General features: G+C 52.7%; 13 protein-coding genes. 10 read left to right on the top strand and 3 right to left on the bottom strand.

Going from position 1 to position 10,359, the window contains the following annotated elements; translation table 11 throughout:
• Positions 1-90: 90 nt before the first annotated feature.
• Positions 91-1,092, top strand: coding sequence for a WD40 repeat domain-containing protein (locus IGQ16_RS05200; protein WP_297060492.1), 1,002 nt, complete (start codon positions 91-93; stop codon positions 1,090-1,092).
• Positions 1,093-1,180: 88 nt separating this feature from the next.
• Here IGQ16_RS05200 and sufB read toward each other — a convergent pair whose 3' ends face one another.
• Positions 1,181-2,617 carry a Fe-S cluster assembly protein SufB gene (gene sufB / locus IGQ16_RS05195; RefSeq protein WP_024125377.1) on the bottom strand — a complete coding sequence of 479 codons (1,437 nt, stop codon included), beginning with the start codon at positions 2,615-2,617 and terminating at the stop codon, positions 1,181-1,183.
• Positions 2,618-2,738: 121 nt separating this feature from the next.
• Between sufB and sufR the strand changes: the two genes are divergently transcribed.
• From sufR to aroQ, 5 genes are all read left to right on the top strand, one after another.
• The gene (gene sufR, locus IGQ16_RS05190; RefSeq protein ID WP_024125378.1) at positions 2,739-3,398 is read left to right on the top strand and encodes an iron-sulfur cluster biosynthesis transcriptional regulator SufR; all 660 of its coding nucleotides are present in this window, start codon (positions 2,739-2,741) and stop codon (positions 3,396-3,398) included.
• 1 nt (position 3,399) lies between these two features.
• The gene (locus IGQ16_RS05185) at positions 3,400-4,278 is read left to right on the top strand and encodes an alpha/beta hydrolase (protein ID WP_024125379.1); all 879 of its coding nucleotides are present in this window, start codon (positions 3,400-3,402) and stop codon (positions 4,276-4,278) included.
• Positions 4,279-4,328: 50 nt separating this feature from the next.
• Positions 4,329-4,661 (top strand): photosystem II reaction center protein Psb28, encoded by a 333-nt coding sequence (gene psb28, locus IGQ16_RS05180; protein WP_024125380.1) that lies wholly within the window; start codon positions 4,329-4,331, stop codon positions 4,659-4,661.
• A 124-nt stretch (positions 4,662-4,785) separates the two neighbouring features.
• A complete protein-coding gene (locus IGQ16_RS05175) occupies positions 4,786-4,914 on the top strand; it encodes a hypothetical protein (protein WP_024125381.1) in 129 nt (42 codons plus the stop codon).
• A gap of 48 nt (positions 4,915-4,962) precedes the next feature.
• Positions 4,963-5,415 (top strand): type II 3-dehydroquinate dehydratase, encoded by a 453-nt coding sequence (aroQ, locus tag IGQ16_RS05170; protein WP_024125382.1) that lies wholly within the window; start codon positions 4,963-4,965, stop codon positions 5,413-5,415.
• Here aroQ and IGQ16_RS05165 read toward each other — a convergent pair.
• On the bottom strand, positions 5,405-5,944 hold the full coding sequence (locus IGQ16_RS05165; protein ID WP_024125383.1) for a YqeG family HAD IIIA-type phosphatase: 540 nt from the start codon (positions 5,942-5,944) through the stop codon (positions 5,405-5,407). The genes aroQ and IGQ16_RS05165 overlap by 11 nt on opposite strands.
• Before the next feature lie 154 nt (positions 5,945-6,098).
• On the opposite strand from IGQ16_RS05165, the gene IGQ16_RS05160 reads away from it, so the two are divergent.
• From IGQ16_RS05160 to IGQ16_RS05145, 4 genes are all read left to right on the top strand, one after another.
• Positions 6,099-6,596 carry an HNH endonuclease gene (locus IGQ16_RS05160; protein ID WP_011056347.1) on the top strand — a complete coding sequence of 166 codons (498 nt, stop codon included), beginning with the start codon at positions 6,099-6,101 and terminating at the stop codon, positions 6,594-6,596.
• 183 nt (positions 6,597-6,779) lie between these two features.
• Positions 6,780-7,490 carry a Crp/Fnr family transcriptional regulator gene (locus tag IGQ16_RS05155; RefSeq protein WP_024125385.1) on the top strand — a complete coding sequence of 237 codons (711 nt, stop codon included), beginning with the start codon at positions 6,780-6,782 and terminating at the stop codon, positions 7,488-7,490.
• A gap of 50 nt (positions 7,491-7,540) precedes the next feature.
• Positions 7,541-8,143: a hypothetical protein gene (locus IGQ16_RS05150; RefSeq protein WP_024125386.1), complete on the top strand. Its 603-nt coding sequence runs from the start codon at positions 7,541-7,543 to the stop codon at positions 8,141-8,143.
• Between the two features lie 125 nt (positions 8,144-8,268).
• Positions 8,269-9,381, top strand: a complete 1,113-nt coding sequence (locus IGQ16_RS05145; RefSeq protein WP_024125387.1) for an RNA polymerase sigma factor, RpoD/SigA family — start codon at positions 8,269-8,271, stop codon at positions 9,379-9,381.
• Here the strand turns inward: IGQ16_RS05145 and ispE are convergent.
• A complete protein-coding gene (ispE, locus tag IGQ16_RS05140) occupies positions 9,378-10,313 on the bottom strand; it encodes a 4-(cytidine 5'-diphospho)-2-C-methyl-D-erythritol kinase (RefSeq protein WP_297041806.1) in 936 nt (311 codons plus the stop codon). The two genes, IGQ16_RS05145 and ispE, sit on opposite strands and share 4 nt — an antisense overlap.
• Positions 10,314-10,359 lie beyond the last annotated feature (46 nt).

The following is a 10,359-nucleotide window of genomic DNA, read 5'->3' as shown; positions in this document are numbered from 1 at the left end:
TAGGGTACAGCTTTTTTGCAAACCATTCGCATACCTAAACCGATGAGTAACAAAGGCAGTTCTGATCTTCGACTTCTTTTAAGCACGCTGGTGATCAGCGGCTTAGTCGCAGGACTGGCCTATTGGCAACTCAGTCAACGCTGGACGCCCTCCCCCGATCAAAAGGCTGGCTCCCCCCTACAGACCACCACCTCCAAGTGGCAAAAAATTGCCCTTGCGACGACGCTGCGGGGCCATCAAGATGAAGTGAACGCGATCGCCCTTAGTCCCGATGGCAATTTACTCGTCAGTGCTGGCGACGATCGCAGGCTGTATTTTTGGAACTTGGCCACGGGAACTGCCCTAGGACAAGCCAAAGGTCACACCGACTGGATCTATGCCCTTGTGATGACTCCCGATGGTCAAACGGTGATTAGCGGCAGTAAAGACAAAACCATCAAACTATGGGGGGTGGGCGATCGCCAACTCCAAGCCACCCTCAGTGGCCACCAAGATTTTGTGAACGGCTTAGCCCTCAGTCCCGATGGCCGCACCCTTGCCAGTGCCAGCTATGATCACACTGTCAAACTGTGGGATGTCCCGAGCCGTCAGGAAATCACTACACTAAAAGGCAATGAGGGCATCATGCTCAGCGTCGCCATCAGTCGAGATGGGCGTTTTTTAGCCACCGGTGGCGTGGATCAGCTCATCCGCATTTGGGATTTGCCCTCCCGCCGACTCCTGCGCACCCTCGAAGGACACACCAGCGATGTCAATAGCCTCGCCTTCACCCCCGACAGCAGCCAACTGGTCAGTGGCAGTGACAAAGATGGTATCAAAGTCTGGAACCTCACCACAGGAGAACTTCAGCAGCAGTTTGGCACCGAGGGCGGGCAAGTCTTTAGTGTGGCGGTGAGTCCCGATGGCAGCACCATTGCTAGTGGCCACAGCGATCAAACTGTCAAACTTTGGTCCCTTTCTGGTCAGTTATTGCGTAACCTCAAGGGACACTCTGGTGCCGTCTACAGTGTCGTCTTTGGTCAGGATCAACTGATCTCCGCCAGTGAAGACAAAACCATTAAAGTGTGGCGTCTCTTTCCCGAAACCCCATAGAGAACTCGTAGGTCTCAGCTGTGGAATAAAAAAAAACGGCTAAGACCCCCAAGAATCTTAGCCACTGAGAACAACGGCTTGAATTTTTTTAGCCCACACTTCCCTCTAGCTTCAGGCTCAGCAGGCGATCGGCCTCGACTGCGAATTCCATCGGCAGTTGATTAAAGACATCGCGACAGAAGCCACTAATCATCATTGAGACGGCATCTTCAGCGGAAATTCCCCGCTGGGCAAAGTAGAAGAGTTGATCCTCGCCAATTTTCGATGTTGAAGCCTCATGCTCCACCTGGGCAGTGGGGTTTTGCACCTGAATATAGGGGAAGGTATTGGCGGCTGCGGTATCCCCAATGAGCAGCGAATCGCATTGGGAGTAGTTGCGTGCCCCTGTGGCCTTGGGGCCAATTTTCACGAGGCCGCGATAGCTATTTTGGGAGTGTCCTGCCGAAATGCCCTTGGAGACAATCCTGCTGCGGGTATTTTTCCCAATGTGGATCATCTTCGTGCCCGTGTCCGCCTGCTGGTAGTGATTGGTGAGGGCCACCGAGTAAAATTCACCCACGGAGTTATCCCCCACCAAGACACAACTGGGGTATTTCCAAGTAATGGCGGAACCCGTCTCCACCTGTGTCCAGGAGATCTTGGAATTGCGGCCAAGGCAGAGTCCCCGCTTTGTTACAAAGTTGTAAATGCCCCCCTTGCCATTTTCATCGCCGGCATACCAGTTTTGCACAGTGGAGTATTTGATTTCGGCATTGTCCAGAGCCACCAGCTCCACCACTGCCGCGTGGAGTTGATTGGTGTCAAACATGGGAGCAGTACAACCCTCAAGATAGCTCACATAGCTCCCCGCATCGGCAATGATCAGCGTGCGCTCAAACTGACCTGACTCACCGTTATTGATGCGGAAATAGGTGGATAGCTCCATTGGACAGCGGGTATTCTTGGGAATATAGACGAAGGAGCCATCGGAAAAAACGGCGGAGTTTAAGGCAGCATAGAAGTTATCGCCAATGGGAACAACACTACCTAAGTATTTCTGCACCAACTCGGGATATTCCTGGAGGGCTTCAGAAATGGAGCAGAAAATGATCCCCTGCTTGGCCAGCTCCTCGCGGAACGTGGTGGCTACTGACACGCTATCGAAAATGGCATCTACGGCCACATTGGTGAGCCGCTTTTGCTCTGAAAGGGGAATCCCCAGTTTTTCGAAGGTTTCCAGCAGGACAGGATCTACTTCATCCAAGCTTTTTAGCTTTTCCTTCTGTTTTGGCGCTGAGTAATAGACAATGTCTTGATAGTTGATGGGGGGATAGCTCACCCGTGGCCATCTGGGCTCGCTCATCTTCAGCCATTGGCGATAGGCACGCAGGCGAAACTCCAGCATGAACTCTGGCTCGTTTTTCTTGGCGGAGATGAGGCGAATAATGTCCTCGTTGAGACCCTTGGGAATGGTTTCCGTCTCAATTGGGGTAACAAAGCCGTATTTATAGGGCTGATTGACGAGGGATTGTACCGTTGCCGACATCGAGTGTTCTCTTGGGTGAAGGAATGGTCAAAACTTAGAGTATATTAAGCAACGAGGTGGTTGCTTTATCTCTAGGACTAATTTAGCAACAAAACGGTTGTTTTAGTCAAGGGGGCGTTGCGTGACGCTCACATCGGATACTAAACAGGACATCTTACACTGCCTTCTCCGCGACGGTCACCTCAGTGCTCAGGAGTTGGCGGCTCAACTGGCAATTAGTCCGCAGGCGGTGCGCCGGCATCTCAAGGATTTAGAGGCGGAGCAACTGGTGACCTATGAAGTCCTGTCGGGTACGGTGGGACGTCCCCAATACCGTTACACGATTAGCGAGGCGGGACGGGAAGAACTGCGGCAACTGCAACTGCGCCAACAGTCCACTCATCCCAAGGGTTTTGCCCTTGAACTCTTGGAATCCGTAGCAGCAACCCTTGGTCCAGAGCAGATGCAGGATGTATTGCAGGCAGCTTGGCAACGCAAGGCACTGGCCTATCGCGAGCAAATGGGGAGCGGCACCTTGGCGGAACGCTTGGCGCGGCTGGTGGCACTGCGGCAACAGGAAGGTTATATGGCAGAGTTTTACCCCGTGAGTGAGCCTACAGGTGCCTATTTGTTTACGGAGTACAATTGTGCGATTTCCGCCGTTGCTCAATCTTTTCCCACAGTCTGTCATCATGAGTTAGAGATGTTTGCGATCGCCCTAGGGGATTGTGCTGTCGAGCGCACCCATTGGCTGGTGGATGGTGAACATCGTTGCGGTTACCTCATCCGTCCCTTGAAGTAGCATGGCTTTTTGTCCACCTACCTTTGTCCAGCAGAGCCTCACCACAGCAATGGGCCGTATGGTCTATTACACCCCCAGCGATCGCTACTGGGGGCCAGTGCCATCGCGACCTCCCCTTGTCTTTCTCCACAGCTTGGGGGGTGGCTCTAGCCACTATGAATGGTCCCAGGTGTATCCTGCCTTTGCACCCCATTACCGCGTCATTGCCCCGGATCTCATTGGTTGGGGGGAATCCGACCATCCTGCCCGCGACTACACCAGCAGCGACTACTGGTTAATGATTGCGGAACTGCTGCGAATGCTGGGAACGCCCGTTACCGTTGTCGCCTCCTCCTTGACGGCAGGGATTGTTGTGCGGTTGGCGATTCAGCAACCCCATCTCTTTAAGTGTTTGTGTCTGGTCTGCCCCAGTGGGTTCAATGACTTTGGCGAAAATCAAGGACAGGCGATCGCCAATGCCCTCCTGGGTGTACCAATCCTTGATCGCCTTATTTACACCCTTGCTGCCGCTAACCCCTTGGCGGTGCGCAACTTCCTCACCCAATTTATTTTTGCTGATTCCCAACGGCTGCGCTCGGAAACCGTTGAAGCCTACCTGGATGCCGCCTGTCGTCCCAATGCCGAATGGGCAGCTCTGGCTACCCTGAAGGGAAATCTCTCCTTTGATCTCAGTCAGTATTTACCCCAGTTAACCATCCCCACCGTAATTCTCTGGGGAGAAAAGGCAAAGCTCACGCCCCTCTCCCTTGGTGAGCGACTCTACGCCACCGCCCGCGATCGCCTGCAACCGTTTCGAGTGATCCCCGAAGCAGGGGTCTTGCCCCATCTGGAGCAACCCGAATGGGTGATTTACAGCCTGCGGCGCGATTTGTTGGTTTGAGCTGTCCCCGCTACAGGTATCCTAGAAGTATTGCTTGAAGTGTTGATGCAATGGCAGAAATTCAATTTATCCGTGGCGTTGATGAAGAAGTCGTTCCCAATGTGCGTTTGACGCGGGCACGGGATGGCAGCAGTGGTCAGGCCATCTTTTACTTCGACAATCCCAAAGTCGTCCAAGAGGGTAATCTGGAGATCACCGGGATGTACATGGTGGACGAAGAAGGGGAAATTGTGACCCGTGATGTCAATGCTAAGTTCATTAACGGCCAGCCCGTTGCCATTGAGGCCACCTACACCATGCGCAGCCCCCAGGAGTGGGATCGCTTTATTCGCTTTATGGATCGCTATGCCGCTAGCCATGGCCTTGGCTTCCAGAAGTCTTAGCAGTCTCAAATTGATCGGGTGCCGATTCAAAAGGATTGTGCTAGCTTAAAATTACGATGCTTTTTTGTCTTTATTCAGGAGGCAAGGCATCTGCAAATCCTATAGCGATACAGTAGGGATATCAATGGATTATCTAGAGAGCCTGCTTGACACCCTCAAATCGTGGTTAAAAAAACTATTGGAACTTCTAGGGGGCGCCGAACCTACCCCCGAGCTGGAGCCGATTCCGATTCCCGTGCGCGATCGCCAGTAAAGCAACGGCCCTAAACAGAATTGAGTCGCCTGAACGGTTAGGTGAAGCTTGACCTTTCATATTCTGGTGCTTCATGGCCCCAACTTGAACCTGTTAGGGCAGCGGGAGCCGGGAATCTATGGGACTGTAACACTCGCGAGCATCAACCAATCCTTGGAAGCCTTGGCCCAGGAGTTAGGGGTAACTATTGCGTGCCTGCAGTCCAATCATGAAGGGGTCTTAGTAGATGCTATTCAGGGGGCTAGGGGACGTGCCCAAGGCATCTTAATTAACCCCGCAGCCTATACCCACACCAGCGTTGCTTTGCGAGATGCAATTGCTGCGGTTGCCCTACCAACCGTTGAGGTTCACCTGAGTAACATTCATCAACGGGAAGCATTTCGCCATCATTCCTACATTGCCCCGGTGGCGATCGGTCAAATTGCTGGCTTTGGTGCCGACAGTTATCTTTTGGGGCTGCGGGCACTGGTGAATTATTTACAGCAAAAGGCTAATTCTTAGCAGGGGGCGCGATCGCCAGCGGCGTTCCCAACTGTCGTGCTAGCCAAAACTCCACATTGCGTATCCAGGATTTACCATCAAGGGGCTTGACAAAAAAGGGTTGCACCAAAATCGTGAACATCCCCAAGCGATTGCCCGCAAGAATATCCGTAAACAGGCGATCGCCCACCATGGCCACCTGATGGTAAGGTAAATTCATGGCTTCCACGGCCTGACAAATCTTACGCCGAGAGGGCTTACCCGCCCCCGCCAAAAAGGGTAACTCCACCTGCTGGGCAATACGTTCAATGCGGCGGTGGTTCAAGTTATTGCTCACTAACCAGATTGGCATTTGATGCTTGATCTCCAGGAGCCACGCCAGAATTTTTGGCGGCAGATTGACCTCCCACGTGGGAAGGAGCGTATCATCTACATCCAGCACCATGCCTCGCAGGTGATATTTTGCCAACAGAGTGGGGTGCAACTGTTCAATTGTGGTTTCAAGAATTAAATCCGGTTGCAGCAGTGCTGCCAGAGACCCAGTGGCCATTGAAAATGCAAATAGTGAATAAGAGGCTTCTGACAGCCTATCACGATTTTAGGGAAGGGTGGGAACGCCAAAAATCTTCTCCGGTGTTACTTCAAGAATAAAAAATATGCTGCGAATATGCTAGCATTTGAGAGAATGCCGCGTGTCAACGGATATGGCGAAGGTTCTGGTCCTCAATGCCTCCTATGAACCACTCAATATTACGAGTTGGCAGCGAGCAGTTGTCCTTTTAATCAAGGGCAAGGCAGAACAAGTCGAGCACAATGGCAAGATGGTTTACAACAATTTCCCCTTGCCGACCGTTATTCGCCTGCGGCATTACGTCGTTACTCCCTACAAAGAAATTCCCCTCACCCGCCGTAATATCTTGCATCGAGATGGTCACTCCTGCCAGTACTGTGGCTACACTGGTGATGAATTGACCCTTGATCATGTTATTCCTAAGTCGCGCGGTGGCGGTGAAACGTGGGAAAATATTGTGACTGCCTGTGTTCGCTGTAACGTCAAAAAAGGGAATCGCACCCCCAAAGAAGCGAATATGCCCCTACGGCAAACACCCCGCCGCCCCATTAGTAGTTTGTACTTTGAGGTAACAAAACACGTGCGCACGGGTACTCACCAGGAGTGGCGCAAATACGTCATCGGTGCCTAGTCTTAGCTGTGGGATTAACGCTGGGGCGAAAATTTAAGATGTCCCTTCTTGAACAGGTTACCGATACTTGGGGGAATCCTCTGGGGCTAATAAGGTAACCCTTAAGCGCAGCTGGGGGCGATCGCGTATTCTAGGATCGGAGAGGAGAACCTTTTACCTTGGGAAATTCAAACTCAGGTCGTTATGTCAGGTATTGAGATAGAAAACTTTAGTCAACTCTTTCCGCTTTTTGGTGCCAGTTCCCAAGAGGCGCTTTCCTCGATGCTCTCAGTGGCCTGGCATAACACCTACCCGGCAGGGCGTGCCATTCTCATTGAAGATGCATGGGGCAACGCGGTTTACTTTATCCTTTCAGGCTGGGTAAAGGTGCGACACCTGCTGGCCAATGGAGATTTCCTGACGCTGGCGATTCTGGGGCCAGGGGATTTTTTTGGCGAAATGGCGATTCTTGACCAGTCTCCCCGCTCAACGGATGTGGTGGCGCTGTGTGCCGCGGAAGTTCTGTCGGTGCCGGCGCAAAAATTTGTCCATCTCCTGCGCCACGACCCAGACCTACACTATCGGATGCTGCAATTGATGGCACAACGACTACGCCTGACCAATGCGCGCATTGAACTGCTGCACAAACCGCCTGCCGTCAAACTTGCCCATGTCTTGGTGAATTTGGCGCGGCGCTATGGTCAACCGCTGGGGGGTAATGCCAACACCGCTGTCATTTTCAATGTGCCCATCAAGGATTTAGCGGATGTAGCCAACATTAGCCCTGATGAGGCACAGCAACTGCTGGATAAAATGGTGGCGAAAAACTGGATCAAAATTGAGGCTGCCAAGCAACAACTACAAATTCTCAATTTGCCGCAGCTAGAGCAATTAGCACAGCAAGGGCTGAGTTAAAGCTCTGTTGCCTTGTTGAGGGGCAGTGACCTCGCCTAGGATAGCAATAGTTGCAAGCTATTTCTGCTATGGCGATCGCCCCCAACCTCTACGAGCACACCTTGGTTCGTTACACGGATCCGCTGCATGCGACAGAACTTTTGCGGCAATATCGCCCGTACCTCGAAATGATTCCCAGTATGCGGCGACCTCAAGAAAGTTTAATTCCAATTCCGCTTCCGATCGCCCATATTCAGATTCCTGCGGCCACAACGACCAACCAACGTCCCCAGGTGAAGTCGGTGATAGTGCCCTGTGATTTGGTCTTTGTCATGTGCGATCCCGAGTGGAAAGTGAAAACTGACATTGAACTGCTGGTCTTTATTCATCGGCCGGGGGAAAGCTTTACAGAACTGCTGACCCGCTGGCGCCAATCCCAAGTGCTCCTCAGTCGTAGTTATAGCTGGGATATGCCCTTGCCGCATCGGGATGTCTTTAGTGAGGGCGCTAATCGTCAATTTCCCCTCTTTGTTCTCTTTCAAGACACCCTCGCCGTAATCAAGCGCGGTCTCAAAGCGGCCCGTTTGCCCTACGTGATTGATACCACGATTCTCAAGGAGCAGCCGTCTTCAGGCACAAAGCTCATGACCGGTTCATCAGAAAGTACACAATAGGTTCATCGATATAGGTTGATCGATATCACAACCTCAGCACCGGATGCATCACTGCCGCCTCCTTCGCCAAGAACAGAGAATACCACTATCGAGCTGAATTCTCGATGCTGTAGTTGAGTTGTTCTATGGTGGCTCTCCCCATTCAACCCTTGTCCGACCGTCCATTGACAACGGATTTAGTGCGGCAGTATTTGCAGGAAATTGGCCGTGTGCCCTTGCTCACCCCTAGCCAAGAACTGCGCCTTGCCCAACAGGTTCAGCAGTACCAAGCCCTGCTCGCAGTGCGAGAGCAGGCCGATGATCCCCAGATCAAACGCTATGTAGTGGCTATTACGGAGCGCGATCGCCTGCAGCGGCAGTTGGGGCGTCCCCTAAGCCGTGCCCAATGGGCTGCGCGACTCAAGATGAGTGTGGCTGAATTGCAAGCCTGTGTGCAGGCGGGGCGTCAAGCTTGGGCAAAGGCAGCGAATATTACGCTAACTGAACTTCAGCACATTGAGCGTCAAGGACAGCGGGCAAAAACCCAACTGCTGCAAGCCAACCTGCGCTTGGTTGTGAATATTGCCAAAAAATATCAACATCGCGGCGTGGAATTTTTAGATTTGATCCAAGAGGGGAGTTTGGGTCTAGAACGTGCCGTTGAAAAATTTGATCCGACCAAGGGATTTCGCTTTAGCACCTATGCCTATTGGTGGATTCGCCAAAGTATCACCCGTGCCGTTGCTAGCCAAAGCCGTACAATCCGCCTACCCATTCACATGGTGGAAAAGCTCAATAAAATTAAGCGTGCCCAACGGCGTCTTGCAGCTCAACAGGGAGGGATGCCCAGTCTGGCAGACATTGCCCAAGAACTGAATCTTGAGGTGTCGCAGGTACGGGAGGTGCTGATGGCCGTTCCCAAATCCGTGGCCTTAGAACAGCGGGTTGGTGCCGACCAAGAAACAGAATTGCAGGAGTTGATTGAATCCACTGCCCCTACCCCCGATGAGGTGATCATGCGCGAATCCCTACGTACCACTTTGAAGCAACTGCTGAGGGATCTATCCCCCCGTGAGCGCCAAGTGATGGAACTGCGTTATGGCCTAGGGGAACAGCCTGCCCTTGAGATGGCGGAAATTGCGGTACTGCTGGGACTGAGTCGGGAGCGGATTCGCCAAATTGAGCACCGCGCCCTGCAAAAATTGCGGCAACCCCAACGGCGGCAGGCAATTCAAGACTATCTGGAGGAGTTTGCCTAGGACGTCTCCAACTGAATGCCGTGGGGACAGCACTCACATACCCATAGGTCCAGGTCGGGGTCTGGGAGGGCGCGCCGTACCCGCTGCATGATTCTGTAGCCCTCATCGGCAGAGGGCGCTAGGGCAAAAACCGTTGGCCCGGACCCCGACATCATGCTGGCGATCGCGCCCGTAGCAAGGAATTGCTCCTTTAACTCTGCCACCAAGGGATAGCGGGGCAACACAACTTTCTCTAAATCATTACGGAGGTTGGCGGCCAACTGGGCGATATCACACTGCTGAATGGCCTGTAACAGGATTGCGGATCCCCCCTCTTGGCGGGCTTTTTCCTGCTCACTGGGGGTTTGGGCATAGGTGGCGGCAAATTCCTGCCGATAGGTTTGATAGGCCCAAGGGGTAGCCACACTCAGGGAGCGATACTTCCCTAGAATCACAGTTAATCCCTGTAAATCCGCCAGGGGCGTCAACTGTTCACCGCGCCCTAAAGCCAAGGCGGTACCCCCCTGCAGACAAAAGGGAACATCGGCCCCCAATTGCGCTGCCAAGGTTTGCAATTCCGCTTGCGTAAGCCCCAACTGCCACAGCAGATCTAGGCCCACGAGTACTGCTGCTGCATTGGTTGACCCGCCCGCCAAGCCCGCCCCCAGAGGAATCCGTTTTTCAATGAAAATTTCAACACCATCGCGATCGGGAAAATGCTGCTGGAGCAATGCCGCGGCTTTATAGGCGAGATTGCGTTGATCGCAGGGAACAGCGGGGTTTGTGCAATGAACCTTAATCTCGCGATCGCGCCGAGGGATGAGTTCAATGCGATCCATAAGGGAAACCGCCTGCATGACCATTACCAGCTCGTGGTAACCACTACCATCCAAACAGTTGCCAATAATTTGTAAAAAGAGATTAATTTTGGCAGGCGCCAGCAGACGATACACGTAACCCCATCCTCACAACCACCTCGTTCAATAGCATATTATTCTT

Origin of the sequence: Thermosynechococcus sp. M3746_W2019_013, assembly GCF_015296045.1 — a bacterium.
Lineage (GTDB): Bacteria > Cyanobacteriota > Cyanobacteriia > Thermosynechococcales > Thermosynechococcaceae > Thermosynechococcus.
The sequence above is the reverse complement of the archived record's forward strand: the minus strand, read 5'-3'. Positions and strand labels throughout refer to the sequence as shown.